12 protein-coding genes are annotated in these 13683 nt (G+C 68.5%); 9 read left to right on the top strand and 3 right to left on the bottom strand.

Annotated elements, in window-relative coordinates; genetic code table 11:
- The 9 genes from CA982_RS03160 to CA982_RS03120 form a co-directional block, all read left to right on the top strand.
- Positions 1-642 (top strand): ATP-binding cassette domain-containing protein (locus CA982_RS03160; protein ID WP_482793319.1); only part of this gene is annotated, 642 nt, incomplete at its 5' end.
- A 112-nt stretch (positions 643-754) separates the two neighbouring features.
- Positions 755-2251, top strand: a complete 1497-nt coding sequence (locus CA982_RS03155) for an acetyl-CoA acetyltransferase (protein ID WP_086533882.1) — start codon at positions 755-757, stop codon at positions 2249-2251.
- 71 nt (positions 2252-2322) lie between these two features.
- Positions 2323-2637, top strand: coding sequence for a hypothetical protein (locus CA982_RS03150; protein WP_086533881.1), 315 nt, complete (start codon positions 2323-2325; stop codon positions 2635-2637).
- A complete protein-coding gene (locus CA982_RS03145; protein ID WP_086533880.1) occupies positions 2634-3077 on the top strand; it encodes a Zn-ribbon domain-containing OB-fold protein in 444 nt (147 codons plus the stop codon). Before CA982_RS03150 ends, CA982_RS03145 begins: the two co-directional genes overlap by 4 nt.
- On the top strand, positions 3074-4258 hold the full coding sequence (locus CA982_RS03140; protein ID WP_086533879.1) for a thiolase C-terminal domain-containing protein: 1185 nt from the start codon (positions 3074-3076) through the stop codon (positions 4256-4258). Before CA982_RS03145 ends, CA982_RS03140 begins: the two co-directional genes overlap by 4 nt.
- A 43-nt stretch (positions 4259-4301) precedes the next feature.
- Positions 4302-5741, top strand: coding sequence for an aldehyde dehydrogenase (locus tag CA982_RS03135; RefSeq protein ID WP_086533878.1), 1440 nt, complete (start codon positions 4302-4304; stop codon positions 5739-5741).
- Between the two features lie 62 nt (positions 5742-5803).
- A complete protein-coding gene (locus CA982_RS03130) occupies positions 5804-8173 on the top strand; it encodes a CaiB/BaiF CoA transferase family protein (protein WP_086533908.1) in 2370 nt (789 codons plus the stop codon).
- A gap of 12 nt (positions 8174-8185) precedes the next feature.
- Positions 8186-9172: a GNAT family N-acetyltransferase gene (locus CA982_RS03125; protein WP_086533877.1), complete on the top strand. Its 987-nt coding sequence runs from the start codon at positions 8186-8188 to the stop codon at positions 9170-9172.
- Between the two features lie 47 nt (positions 9173-9219).
- Positions 9220-10200 carry a PDR/VanB family oxidoreductase gene (locus tag CA982_RS03120; RefSeq protein ID WP_086533876.1) on the top strand — a complete coding sequence of 327 codons (981 nt, stop codon included), beginning with the start codon at positions 9220-9222 and terminating at the stop codon, positions 10198-10200.
- A 55-nt stretch (positions 10201-10255) separates the two neighbouring features.
- Here the strand turns inward: CA982_RS03120 and CA982_RS03115 are convergent, their stop codons facing one another.
- The 3 genes from CA982_RS03115 to CA982_RS03105 form a co-directional block, all read right to left on the bottom strand.
- Complete coding sequence (locus CA982_RS03115; RefSeq protein ID WP_086533875.1) at positions 10256-10915, bottom strand: TetR family transcriptional regulator; 660 nt, start codon at positions 10913-10915, stop codon at positions 10256-10258.
- A gap of 112 nt (positions 10916-11027) precedes the next feature.
- Positions 11028-11861, bottom strand: coding sequence for a universal stress protein (locus tag CA982_RS03110; protein ID WP_086533874.1), 834 nt, complete (start codon positions 11859-11861; stop codon positions 11028-11030).
- A complete protein-coding gene (locus CA982_RS03105; protein WP_086533873.1) occupies positions 11858-13537 on the bottom strand; it encodes an MDR family MFS transporter in 1680 nt (559 codons plus the stop codon). The genes CA982_RS03110 and CA982_RS03105 overlap by 4 nt, the downstream gene beginning before the upstream one ends.
- Positions 13538-13683: the final 146 nt, after the last annotated feature.

Genomic DNA, 13683 nt, shown 5'->3' with positions numbered 1-13683 from the left:
GGGTTGGCGCGGGCGTTGGTGCTGGATCCGCAGATCATCCTGTGTGACGAGCCGGACTCGGGTCTGGATCCGGTGCGTACGGCGTACATCTCGCAGTTGTTGATCGACATCAATGCCCAAATCGACGCGACGATCCTGATCGTGACGCACAACATCAACATCGCACGGACGATCCCGGACAACATCGGCATGTTGTTCCGCAAGGAGCTGGTGATGTTCGGTCCGCGTGAGCAGTTGTTGACCTCGGAGCAGCCCGTGGTCAAGCAGTTCCTCTCCGGTGACCGGTTCGGTCCGATCGGTATGTCCGAGGAGAAGGACGAGGCGGTGCAGAAGCAGGAAGAGGCGATGCAGGCCGCGGGTATATCCGGTGGTGGTACCAAGGAGGACTTCACCGAGATCATCCCGCAGGTGCAGCCCAATCCCGGGATGCCCGAGCGCAAGGCGATCGCGCGGCACCGCGAGCGGGTGCACGCGATGCTGCCCGAGTTGCCGGAGAACGCCCAGGAGGCGATCCGGCGCAGCCAGGAACAAGAAGACCGAATCCGCGGCGAGAACCGCGCCCACGCGGCCGATGTCGCGGACCGCCGGCGAGACGACCGGGTGTGGCAGGACGCGCCCACCGAGGTGCTTCCGCGGGTCTGACTCCGGCCGGCCGCAATCCACGAGGGGCGGATTGCGGCCAATTATCTATCGGAGTTAGATTTGTGCAGTGGGCGGTCGCCGACCGTCGGAGTCGATTGAAGGCAGGCCACTCATGACCATCGATCCACGCACCCCCGTCCTCGTCGGCGGTGGGCAGGTCACCGCTCACGACGGCGGTGTCGAACCGGTCGAACTCCTCGCCCGTGCGGCGCGCGAGGCGGCTGCCGAGGCCGGGACGTCGCGCCTCCTCGAATCGGTCGACTCCATCCGCGTCGTCGGGCTCCTCTCCTGGCGTTACCGCGACCCGGGTGCCCTGGTGGCCGAACGGATCGGGGCGCATCCGCGGCACACCGGTTACACCGGCAACGGCGGCAGTACGCCGCAGGTGCTGGTCAACGGCGCGGCCGAGGACATCGCTGCGGGCCGCGCCGATGTCATCCTCATCGGGGGTGCAGAAGCCTGGCGTACGCGGATGAAGCTCCGCGCCAGGGGGGAGCGGCCGGACTGGGCGCGGCAGGATGACACGGTGCCATCCGCGCCGATCATCGTCCCCGATGTCCCAATGGAGGCGGAGAGCGAGCGGCGTATCGGGCTGGACCGGCCGTCATTCGTCTATCCGCTGTTCGAGCAGGCGCTGCGCATCGGTGCCGGCAGGAGTGCCGCCGAGCACGACAAGCTCCTCGGTGAGCTGTGGTCGTCGTTCAGCGAGGTCGCCGCGGACAACCCGCACGCGTGGAACCGGCGGAGGTACGCGCCGGCGGAGATCACGACCCCGACCGACGCCAATCGCCTGATCTCGTCTCCCTACCCGAAGCTGTTGAACTCCAACAACATGGTCGACCAGGGCGCGGCGCTCGTGATGTGCTCGGTCGAGACCGCGAGACGATTGGGAGTGCCCAGCTCGTCCTGGGTGTTCCCGCACAGTGGAACCGAGTCCCGGGACACCGATGCGATCGCGGCACGTCCCGCCCTGGACGGTTCGGCACCGATCCGGATCGGCGCGGCCCGAGCGCTCGAACTCGCCGGCATCGGCATCGAGGACATCGAGCACCTCGACATCTACTCGTGCTTCCCCTCCGCCGTGCAGGTCGCTGCCCGCGAAATCGGGGTGCCCGTGAATGATCCGAGTCGTCCGCTGACATGTACCGGCGGTCTCACCTTCGCGGGCGGTCCGTGGAACAACTACAGCACGCACGCGATCGCCGCGGTGGCCACCAGGCTGCGCGGATCGCCCGGCGCCTTCGGCATGGTGACCGCGAACAGCGGGTACCTGACGAAGCACGCGTTCGGCGTGTACTCGACCGAACCGCCCGCGGCCGGCTTTCGCCGGCGCGACGTCGCCGAGACGGTGCAGGAGGCCTGGTCGGGCGCCGAACCGCCGGTCGAGGTGATCGATTCTCACGAGGGCGCGGCCGATCTCGAGACCTGGACCGTGGCGTACGACCGGACCGGAGCCCCGGAGCGGGCATTCGTCGCCGGTCGCATTCGCGGTGGCGGCCGCACCCTGGCCGTGGTCACCGACCGCGGCGACCTGGACGAACTCGCGACCACCGAGGCGCAGGCACGACGGGTGCGCGTCGCCGCGGACGGCTCCGCGCATCTCGATTGACGCCATATAACTAAAGCCGTAAGGTTTATGCCATGACGACGGGCTCGGCCCGCCGGTGAGGAGGAACAACGATGAGCGAACTGGATGACTTCCGGGCGCGCTACGAGCAGCATGTCGGGCACGTGGTCGAAGGGGACATGAAAGCCGCGGTGGCCGAGATGATCCAAGAGAACATCCCGGCGGTGTTCGACGGTGTCGACGTCCCGCGCGGCGCGGTGGATGCGCACCGGATCGTCGGCGTCCGGGCCGACGGCGACCGCATGATCGGGGAGACCGTCTACACCACCGAAGGACGTGAGATCGGTCTGCGGTCCATCTGGGAGCGCCGGGACGGCAACTGGTTCGCCGGCGGGCTGGAGAACTTCGTGCCCGAGTCGGCGCGATGACGACTGTCGACGTCCCCTGGGGTCCCACCGCGGACGGGCTGGACCGGCCGTACTGGGATGGATTGTCCGAAAAGGAACTACGCCTCCAGCGCTGCCGGACCTGTGCGACCTGGATCTGGAGTCCCCAGTCGGTGTGCGGGACCTGCCACTCGTTCGACATCGGCTGGGAGGCAGTCCAACCCGTCGGCACGATCTACAGCTGGAGTCGCAGCTGGTATCCGTACATCGAGGAACTGGCCGATCGGCTCCCGTACGTCAGCGTGCTCGTGGAACTCGACGACACGGATGGCCGGCGGGTGCTCGGCCTGCTGACCGACGATCTCGAACGCACACCGAGTATCGGCGACCGCGTCGTCGGCGTCTTCGAGGAGCATCCGGCTCAACCGTGGCCGCTTCTCCGCTGGCAACGGGCCGAGCCGACCGACGGAGCGCACCGATGAGCAATGGAATCCGTGGTGGCGCCGCCGTGGTCGGCGTCTCCGAAATGCACTACAAGCGTGGACAGTCGCCGTTCACCGAGCAGCAGATGACGATCCGGGCGATCCTCGACGCCTGCTCCGACGCCGGGGTGTCGCCCCGCGAGATCGACGGATTCGTCTCGTATGCGGGCGGTTCCAACGATGGGCCGATCCTCGGTGCGGCACTGATGATCGACGAGCTCCGCTGGTCGAACATGATGTGGGGCGGCGGTGGCGGAAGCGTGGCGGCCGCGATCACGAATGCGGCCGTCGCCATCGCATCGGGCCAGGCGCAGTGCGTCGTCGTGTACCGCGCGATGTCCCAGGCCGACACCGGTCGACTGGGGTATGCCAAGTATCACTACGGATCTCACTTCCTCGCGCATGGTGTCGGGTCGCCTGCGCAGATCTGCGCCATGCGTACCCAGCGCATGCTCGAGCACGACGGCGTACCTCGATCGGCGATGCGGTCGCTGGTCCTGGCCGCGTACCAGCACGCGCAGCAGAATCCGACAGCGCAGGGTCACGGCAAACCGCTCGACGAGGAGACCTACGAGTCCTCGCGACTGATCGCCGAACCCTTCCATCTCTACGACTGCTCGAGGGAGAGTGACGGCGCGGTCGCACTGGTTCTCGTCGGTTCCGACCGCGCGCGTGATCTCCGTCGTGACCCGGCGTTCGTACTCGCCGGCGCACAGGGCGCGCCGGGTGGCTTCTGCGAACGGGTCGACAACGACGCCCAGTATTCGACAGCCGGGTTCGGTCCCGCAAACAATGGGAAACCCGGTGTCGCCGAACGTCTCTGGGCGTCAGCGGGATTGGGTCCGGACGATGTCGACGTCGTCCAGGTGTACGAGAACTTCAGCGGTCCGGCCGTGGCCGCACTGATCGATCATCGGTTGTGCCCGCCCGGCGAGGCTGCGGGCACCGTGATGACAGTGGACAATCTGACCGCGCCCCACGGGAAGTTGCCGGTGAACACCAGCGGCGGCAACCTGGCGGATTCGTTCATCAACGGGCTGAACCTGGCGGTGGAAGCCGTCCGTCAGATCCGCGGCACGTCCACCAATCAGGTTGCCGACGCGCGCACATCGCTGTTCATCGGTGGCCCGATGGCGCCGCTCGTGAGTTCGGTGCTGTTCGGCCACACCGACACCGTGTAGCACGGACGCGACACCTCCGACACACTACTGACCGGGAGAAGACATGTTCGAGCGAGACGCCCTGTTCCTCGGTGGACGGTGGACACCGGCGGAGTCGGGCACCGGGTACGACGTCATCGAGGCGGCCACCGAGAAGCCGCTGGGCAGAAGCGCGCTGGCGGGACCGGCCGACATCGATCGTGCGGTCGGCGAGGCGCGCTCGGCGCTGTCCGGACCCTGGCGGTCGATGGGCCCCGACGAGCGCGCCGATGTCCTCGACCGCTTCGCCGCCGCGCTGACGGTACGTGCGCGCGACACCGCACAGCTGGTCAGCCGCGAGAACGGGATGCCCATCGCGTTGTCGAAGTCGGTCAACGGATATGGCCCGGCGGCGATGCTGTCGTACTACGCGAACCTGATCCGCGCCGGCGACGCCGAGGATGTGCGTCCCAGCGCGTTCGGTGGGCGCACCGTCGTCCGCCGTGAGCCGGTCGGCGTGGTCGCGGCGATCACCCCGTGGAACTACCCCCAGCCGCTGGCGGCGATGAAGATCGCGCCGGCTCTCGCGGCGGGCTGCACGATCGTGCTCAAGCCGGCGCCGGAGACGGCGCTCGACGCGTTCGTGTTCGCCGACGCCGCGCAGGAGGCCGGCCTCCCCGAGGGTGTCCTCAACATCGTCCCGGCCGAACGCGAAGCGGGGGCCTACCTGGTCCGGCATCCCGGAATCGACAAGGTCGCGTTCACGGGTTCGACCGCGGCGGGGCGCGCCATCGGCGAGGTCTGCGGTGCGCTGCTGCGACCGGTGACGCTGGAACTCGGCGGCAAGTCCGCCGCGATCGTCGCCCACGACGCCGATCTCGACGAGTTCTCGCGACACCTGCTCGACGTCTCGCTGGTGAACAACGGGCAGACATGCCACGCCAGCACCCGCATACTCGCACCCCGGGACCGCTTCGACGATGTCGTCGAAGCGGTGACCGAGACCGTCCGCACTCTCCGGGTCGGCGATCCGCTGGACAAGGCGACCGCGATCGGGCCGCTCGTCAGCGCGGCGCAACGCGACCGGGTGCTCGGTCATGTCGAAGCCGGGCGGGCGGCGGGATACCGGATCACCACCGGCGGCGGCGTGCCGGCCGATCGGGCACAGGGGTGGTTCGTCGAACCGACCGTGTTCGTCGGTGTCGACAACTCCGCGTCGATCGCGCAGGAGGAGATCTTCGGTCCCGTCCTCACCATCACCGAGTACATCGACGAGGACGACGCGATCCGCATCGCCAACGACTCCGAGTACGGACTCGGCGGCACGGTGTGGACCACCGACGAGGCCCGAGGCCTCGCCATTGCGGACCGCATTCACACCGGCACGGTCGGGGTCAACCACTACGCCCTCGATCTCGCGGCACCGTTCGGTGGTGTGAAGGCGTCGGGCCTCGGACGGGAACTCGGCCCCGAGGGCCTGGCACCGTACGTGTCCGCCAAGTCGATCTACTTCGCCACCCGATGACCGGCGACTCCGCATCGGACCGCGAGACGGCAACCAGCAACACGAACCTCGACAGGAGAGACATGAGCGATCTGCCGCTGTCGGACGTCCGGGTCGTCGACGCGACCGACGGGCTCGGCGAATCGTGCGGCCGTTTCCTGGCGGACCTCGGTGCGCAGGTCGTGCGCGTCGAACGTCCGGGGGGATCCCGGTCGCGTCACGCCGAACCGATCGAGGCCGGGACGAGCATCCCGTTCGCGCTCAACAACGCGAACAAGAAGGTCGTCGTCCTCGACCTCGGCACCGACTCCGGACGTGCGCGGTTCGACGACCTGGTCGCCGAGGCCGACATCCTCGTCGAGTCATCCACGGGGGAAACAGGTCTCGACCCTGACGAACTGGCCGCCGCGCATCCTGCGCTCGTCGTGCTGACCCTCAGCGGATTCGGCCGGAGCGGTCCGTACCGGAACTGGAACGCCACCGAATCGGTGATCTACGCGATGAGCGGGGTGCTCTCGCGGTCCGGTGAGCCCGGTCGCGAGCCGCTCCTCCCGCCGCCCGGACTCGTCGAACAGGCGGTCGGCGTGCACGCCGCGTGGTCTGCGCTGCTCGCCCACTTCGACCGGATCCGTACCGGCGCCGGTCAGCTGGTCGAGATCTCGGCGTTCGAATCGGTGGTCCACGGCTTCGACCCCGGCTTCGGCGTCCAGGGGTCCGCCGCGGCGGGTCGGCGCGACGACTTTCCGCGTGACCGCCCCGATGCCGCGAACTTCTACCCCGTCCTCCGATGCGCGGACGGCCAGGTACGAATCTGTCTGCTGGCCAAGCGTCAATGGCGCGCCATGTTCGCGTGGCTGGGCGAACCCGACGAGTTCGCCGATCCGGCCTTCGACACCATCCCGGCACGGTTCGCCGCGGCCGACCGATTGCATCCGTTGATCGAGCAACTGTTCGCCGATCGGACACGCGACGAGCTGGTCGCCGAAGGGGCGGCTCGGGGCATCCCGATCGGCGGCGTACTCCGGATCGGCGAGGTGCTCGACAACGATCACTTCATCGCCGCCGGAACCCTGGTCGATGCCGAGATCGGTCCGGAGATCCACGCGCGGATCCCGTCCGGATATGCGCGGATCGGGGGGCAGCGCGCCGGGTTCCGTCATCGTGCGCCCGCAGCGGACGACGCTCTCGAGCCCTCATGGCCGGGGCGGCGCGGCCCGCGGGGATCGTCGCCCGGCTCCGCGCCAGGCAGCCACCCGTTCGCCGGCCTCCGCGTTCTCGATCTCGGCGTCGTCGTCTTCGGGGCCGAACTCGGCAGGCAGTTCGCCGACCACGGCGCCGACGTCATCAAGGTCGAGAACCGCGAATTCCCGGACGGGCTGCGACAGTCGAAGCGCCCGAACACCCTGTCGCCATCGGTGGCCTGGGGCCATCGCAATCGCCGGTCGCTGGGGCTGAACCTGCGGACTGCGGACGGCAAGGATCTCTTCCGCCGACTCGCGACCGAGGCCGACGTGGTCCTCGCCAATTTCAAGCCCGGCACGCTCGATGCGATGGGCATCGGGTATGACGAACTCCGCCAGGTGAATCCACGGATCATCGTCGCCGAGGGAAGTGCCTTCGGCAGCGTCGGTCCGTGGAACACCCGGCTCGGATACGGGCCTCTCGTCCGCGCAGCATGCGGGGTGTCGTCGCTCTGGCGCTACTCCGACGACGATCCCGGCCTGTGTGACGGGTCCACCGTCTATCCCGACCACATCGGCGCTCAGGTCAGTGCGGTGACAGTCCTGGCGGCGTTGATCGCCCGGGGGTCCCACGGACACGGCACCGACATCGAGATCGCCCAGGCCGATGCCGCGCTCGTCGCCCTCGGCGGTCAGTTGGCACGCGAGTCGCTCGCGCCCGGATCGGTGCGGGCGGAGGGCAACGCCGACCCGTTTGCGGCACCGTCGGGCGTCTATCCCTGTGCGGGGGAGGACGAGTGGGTCGTGGTGTCGGTCCGCGACGACCGCGAGTGGCGCGGCCTGGCGGCGCTGATCGGACGGGACGACCTCGCCGACGATCCCCGGTTCGCCCGGTGGGCCGACCGGGTCGAGAACCGGGCGGAAGCAGACAAGGTGCTCGCGAGCTGGCTCGCGGAGCGGACGCCGGCCGAGGCGATGACGCTCCTGCAGGAGGCGGGGGTACCGGCGGGCGCAATGCTCCGGCTACCCGACTTGCTCACCGACCCGCATCTTCTCGACCGCGACGCGTACACCAGGCTCGCACACCCGATGCTCCCGGCGTCGCTGCCGACCGCAGTGCGGGTGGCCCGATTCGGATCGATACCCGACGCGCCGTTGCGTCCGGCTCCGCTGCCCGGTGCCGACACACACGAGATCGCAGTCGGGATCCTGGGACTCACCGACGACGAGTACAGCCGGCTCGTCGCCGACGGAGTCCTCCAGCCCGCTTGACAGGAGTGCACAGTGATCACCTACGAATGGCGTCCGGAACTGACCGGCGCCGAGCTCGACGAAGTACTTGATCTGATCAGTGCCGCAGCCGAGTACGACGAAGAGGCCGGCTTCTCGTCGATCGATCCGGACACCGTCCGGGAGTCGGGCGCAGGCGTGGGGACCGTCGCGCATCTGCCGATCAAGGCCCGCCGTGACCTCAGTCCGCTCGACGACGTCCCGATGGTGATCGTCGCCTACCTTCATCTGTCGGTCGACGCCGACGGCGTGGGAACGGTGTCTTACGTCGTCCACCCCGACTACCGTTCACGCGGGGTCACGACCCTGCTGGTGGAGGAGATGGGTCTGGACGTGTCCGGAGCCGGCGGGTGGGAACGCACCGGAGCCAAGGCACTCCGGTGTTGGGCGTACGCCACGCACCCGGCATCGGGAAGGTTGACGAGACGATTCGGCGTTCCCGCGGTGAGCAGGCAGTGGAGCCTCGCCCGTCATCTGGCCGGGCCGTTCGCGCTTCCCCTCGACGAGACCGAGGTTCCGGACGGGGTCACTCTCGGTGACCCGCGCGACCTCGTCGTCGACGACCCCGCGATCGAACAGGTGCTCTCGGCCGCACAACTGCCCGAACGACACCACGACCGCGTGTCCGCCGACCTCCGCCGTGGCGGCGGGACCGTCGTCGACGCGCGGGACGACGAGGGCAATGTCCTCGGGTTCGTCTGGTACACAACGAAACATCGTGTCCACCTCGAACTGCGGACCGCGCGCATCCACGCGCTCGTCCTGTCGGAGAAGGCTCGGGGTCTCGGGCTCGGGACCACGTTGCTGACCGCGGCGCTGGCGCGGCAACGCGACGCCGGGGTCCAGGTCTCCCAGTTACGGATCGATCCGGACGACGCCGGTGCGGTGCGGATGTGCCGCTTGCTCGCCTTCGAGCAGGAGGACGTGCATTCCTGCTATCAGGTCGGAGCCACCACGAGCCCGCCGCCGGCGTTCCGATGAGCACCGTCCGGACCGGGCGGGCGCCGTTGTGAGGATGGGAAAGCCGAATGAGTGAGGTCCTGACCGCCACCGAGTTCCTCGACGACGCCAAGTTGCGCGTCGCCGCGAAAGAGGTGGAGGCCGACGGGGTGGTGTCGCTCACGCTGGTCGATCCGGACGGGAAGTCCCTCCCCGCATGGGAACCCGGCGCGCACCTGGACCTCATCCTGGGTGACGACCTGATCCGCCAGTACTCGCTGTGCGGCGACGTGACAGATCGAGACCGGTTGCGGATCGCCGTCCTGCGCGAACCCGCCGGCCGGGGCGGCTCGTCGCGCGTGCACGACGACGTGGCCGTGGGGGACCTGGTCGCGGTCAAAGGGCCACGCAACAACTTTCCGCTCGTGGATGCGCCGGCCTACCTCTTCGTCGCGGGCGGGATCGGGATCACCCCGCTGAAACCGATGATCGCCGAGGTGCACGGGCGGGGTGCGGAGTGGACGCTGCTGTACGGCGGCCGCACCTCGTCCGGCATGGCGTTCGGTGACGTGCTGGCGCACCAGCATCCCGAACGTGTCGCGCTGCGACCGCAGGACGAGTTCGGGCTCCTGGATCTCGACCTGGCGGTCAGCGAGGTCCCGGCCGGCGCGGCCGTCTACTGCTGCGGGCCGGAACCGCTCCTCGCCGCGATCGAGGAGGTCTGCCGCACCCGACCCGACATCGAACTGCACGTCGAGCGGTTCGCTCCCAAAACCACTCGGCACGAGGGTGAGCCGGCCGACGAAGCGTTCGAGGTTGTTCTCGATCGCAGCGGCCGCACGGTGGCGGTGGCGGCCGACGAGACAGTCCTCGACGCCCTGCTCGACAGCGGAGTCGATGTGGACTTCTCGTGCCGCGAGGGTACCTGCGGAACGTGCGAGCAGGTCGTTCTCGACGGTGTACCCGACCATCGCGACTCGGTGCTGTCCGAGGCCGAGCAGGCCGCGAACGACTGCATGATGGTCTGTGTGTCCCGGAGCTGCACGCCGAGACTGGTGCTCGATCTGTGAAGAGTCGACCGGTGATCGTCGAGGGATGCGACAAGCGCAAGCGCTGCGCCTCCGGTCACCCTGCGGGTGCGGGCTCCGCATCCGGGGCCGGCAGATGGTGGTCACGGATGATTCCGTGCAGGAAGCTGCGCACGATCCCCTCGAAGAGCTGACGCTGGGTGAGTTCGTTGCTCGACAGGGCCTGCGCCAGAAGAGGTTGCGACTCCGCGGAGACATTCGGGAAGATCGCCGACTTGGGGCGCGGCGGCCGCATCGCCTCCATCAGGACCGCGCCGATCGACAGGGTCTCCATGCCGTCGAGGATGCGGACGTGCAGGTCCACGGGTACGCCGGAGTCCAGCAGGAACTGGGCGGTGTCCTCGTAGGTCGACGTGAAGAGATCACGCGGGAGGTGCTGCAGCAGGACCGGTGCCGCGTTGCGATGCCGCAGGATCGACTGCCGGAAGTTCAGAGCGAGGGCCACGAAGAACTCCGGCCAATCGGGTCCGGGATTCATCCGCGGTCGCCGAACCGCGGTGCCCGCGATGTAGCGCGCGACCTCGGTGAGGATCTCGTTCTTGTCGTCGAAGTGGTGATAGAGGGAGGGGGCGCGAACCCCGAGGTGTTTCGCGAGCCGGGGCAGGCTGAACGCGTCGAGGCCCTCGGAGTCGATGATCTCGATGGACGCCATCACGGCTGCCTTGCGGCTGATCAACGGCTTGGACGGCCGTGCCATGTCCCACCTCTCCACGCTGCCTGAACGGACCTAACAAGAGTAGTTTCAGGTGCCGTGGATGTCCATGTGGGCCTGCCGTTTCGATGGTCTCGCCGTGGCTGGGTGACGGCCGTCAGGACGTCCGGCTGTGGTCCACGATCGCTATCGGGCAGCGTGTGTGATGCTGCGCCGCGCGTGCCACCGATCCCGCCCAGGCGGCGAAGGTGCTCCCGGCGCGCGGACGGGTGACGACGAGCAACGATGCCTGCGGTACCGCCTCCCGGACGGCCCGGGACGGATTGCCGTTGACCAGTTGCAGCGTGGTGGCACAGTCGGGGAAGCGCCGTCGCCACGGTTCGAGCAGTGCGTCGGCCCGCGCGTAGACGGACTCGATCTGAGCAGGCGGGGCCGCGTCGGGTACCGCGCACACGACCGCCACCGGGCTCCCGGTGACAACGGCGTATTCGAACGCGGCCGACAGTGCGAGATCGGAGGGGGCCTCGGCGTCGATCGCGGCGACGACCGGACCGCCGGTGGCGAGGTTGCCGTACGGGACCGTCACGACGGGACAGTGCGACCGCGCCGAGAGTGCGGAACTGATGCTCCCGGTGGTGAGTCGCTCGATCAGCCCGGGCCGGTGGTGGCCCACGACCATCAGGTCCACCTGGTCCGACAGACGGGTGAGGAGCGGAATCGCGAAGTCGTGCTCGACCACGGTGTCGATGCGCAGGCCGGGATGGTGCGTGCCGAGGCGGGCGGCCACCGCGGACAGGTGGGCGACCGCTGCCCGTCGCGTCGCGGTCACATCGAAGTCGAGCTCGAACTCGCTGAGCGGTTGCAGCGCTGCGGCGGCCGCGAATCCGTGGATCAGCACCAGGCGGTCCCCGACGCGGGCCGAGGCGGCCGCCCAACGGGCGGCCGCCTCGGATTCGGGACTCAGGTCCACCCCGACGGCGATGGTGTTCATCGCGCGTGGGTGGCGTCGCCTGTTCGCGTCTCGCCGGCGGAGGCCTCCTCCGCGACGGGACCGACCGCGGACGGTGCCACGGCTGCGGGAACGGCCACGTCGGCGGCGGCAGCCTCCTGCGCGCGCCGTTCCTCGTCGCTGCTCATCGTCTTGAGGGCGACCTCCTTGATGAGCGTGATGGCGATGAAGCTCAGCGCCGCCATGACCGCCGCGACCAGGAAGATCCGAGCGGTTCCGTCGCCGTATGCGCCGCGGACGATCGCTGCGATGGGAGCAGGCAGTTCGTTCAGGTTGGCCAGGCCGGCCCCGCCGCCACCGGTCTGTCCGGACCCGATTCCCAGAGCGCCGAGGCCCTTCGCGATGAGGTCGGTGACGTGGTTGGACAGGATCGCGCCGAGCACCGACACACCCGCGGCACCGCCGAGTGAGCGGAAGAAGGTCACCGTCGAGGTCGCCGCACCGAGGTTGTCGGGGCTGACGTTGTTCTGCACCGCGAGGACCAGGTTCTGCATCGTCATACCCATGCCGCAGCCCAGGATGAAGAGGAACACACCGACCACGACCATGTTGGTGTGGGCGTCGATCGTCGCGAGCAGGCCGAAGCCGATCGTCATCATGGCGGCACCGGCCACGAGGAATCGCTTCCAGCGTCCGTACCGGGTGATCAGGTTGCCCGACACGGTCGCCGAGAGCATCGAGCCGATGACCATCGGCAGCGTCAGCAGGCCGGCCGCGGTCGGCGAGTAGCCGCGCGCGATCTGGAAGTACTGCCCGAGGAACACCGCGCCGCCGAACAGGGCGACTCCGACGCCCACGCTGGCGAGAGTCGCCAGGGTCGTGGTGCGGTCCCGGAAGATGTGCAGCGGGATGATCGGGCTCGACACCTTCGACTCGACGAAGACGGCCGCGGCGAGCAGCGCGATGCCGAGTGCTACCAGTCCGTACGACGTCAGCGAGGCCCAGTCGAAGTTCTTACCGGCGAGCGTGACCCAGATGAGCAGGGTGCTGACTCCGGACGCGATCAGCGCGGCGCCGAGGTAGTCGATGCTGACCTTCTTGCGGACGACCGGGACGTTCAGCGTGCGTTGGATGACGAGCAGGGCGAGGATGGCGAGCGGGACGCAGACGTAGAACGTCCAGCGCCAGCCGAGCCAGCTGGTGTCGACGATGACGCCGCCGATGAGCGGACCGGCGACGGTCGCGACGGACATCACCGCGGCCATCGGACCCTGGTACCGGCCGCGCTCGCGCGGGCTGAACATCGTCGCGACGACGATCACGACCAGCGCCTGCAGACCGCCGAGGCCCAGACCCTGGATGACGCGGAAGCCGATCAGCATGTCGACCGAGGTGGAGAGTCCGGCGAGGACCGAACCCAGGGTGAACAGGAACAGCGCGCCCTGCACCAGCAGCTTCTTGCTGACCAGGTCGGCGAACTTGCCCCAGATGGGCGTGGTCGCCGTGGACGCGAGCAATGTCGCGGTGATGACCCACGTGTACTGATCCTGGGTGCCGTGCAGATCGGTGATGATCGTCGGCAGGGCGTTGGACACCACGGTCGATGACAGGAATGCGACGAACATGCCGAGCAGGAGGCCGATGAGGGCCTCGATCTTCTGACGATGAGTCATCGGCACGTCTTCGACCGGCGCCACCGCGGATGCGGGTGCACTCATAGAACAAACCTCCGAGAAAGAAAGCGGCCCGCGACGAGGAGACCGCGCGGGCGGCGAATCGGTGCGCATGGTGACGCACCCGATTGGTTGATTGATGCAACTATAAAGCGTGATGGTTGCAACCAACAACTATCGGAGGTTATTCC

Origin of the sequence: Gordonia lacunae (genome assembly GCF_002149015.1) — a bacterium.
Classification (GTDB): Bacteria; Actinomycetota; Actinomycetes; order Mycobacteriales; family Mycobacteriaceae; genus Gordonia; species Gordonia lacunae.
The sequence above is the reverse complement of the archived record's forward strand: the minus strand, read 5'-3'. Positions and strand labels throughout refer to the sequence as shown.

Bases quoted from the DNA above. Each gene is read 5' to 3' on its own strand.
- CA982_RS03155 (WP_086533882.1), top strand. From the start codon at position 755: ATGACCATCGATCCACGCACCCCCGTCCTCGTCGGCGGTGGGCAGGTC.
- CA982_RS03150 (WP_086533881.1), top strand. From the start codon at position 2,323: ATGAGCGAACTGGATGACTTCCGGGCGCGCTACGAGCAGCATGTCGGG.
- CA982_RS03145 (WP_086533880.1), top strand. From the start codon at position 2,634: ATGACGACTGTCGACGTCCCCTGGGGTCCCACCGCGGACGGGCTGGAC.
- CA982_RS03140 (WP_086533879.1), top strand. From the start codon at position 3,074: ATGAGCAATGGAATCCGTGGTGGCGCCGCCGTGGTCGGCGTCTCCGAA.
- CA982_RS03135 (WP_086533878.1), top strand. From the start codon at position 4,302: ATGTTCGAGCGAGACGCCCTGTTCCTCGGTGGACGGTGGACACCGGCG.
- CA982_RS03130 (WP_086533908.1), top strand. From the start codon at position 5,804: ATGAGCGATCTGCCGCTGTCGGACGTCCGGGTCGTCGACGCGACCGAC.
- CA982_RS03120 (WP_086533876.1), top strand. From the start codon at position 9,220: ATGAGTGAGGTCCTGACCGCCACCGAGTTCCTCGACGACGCCAAGTTG.
- CA982_RS03115 (WP_086533875.1), bottom strand. From the start codon at position 10,915: ATGGCACGGCCGTCCAAGCCGTTGATCAGCCGCAAGGCAGCCGTGATG.
- CA982_RS03110 (WP_086533874.1), bottom strand. From the start codon at position 11,861: ATGAACACCATCGCCGTCGGGGTGGACCTGAGTCCCGAATCCGAGGCG.
- CA982_RS03105 (WP_086533873.1), bottom strand. From the start codon at position 13,537: ATGAGTGCACCCGCATCCGCGGTGGCGCCGGTCGAAGACGTGCCGATG.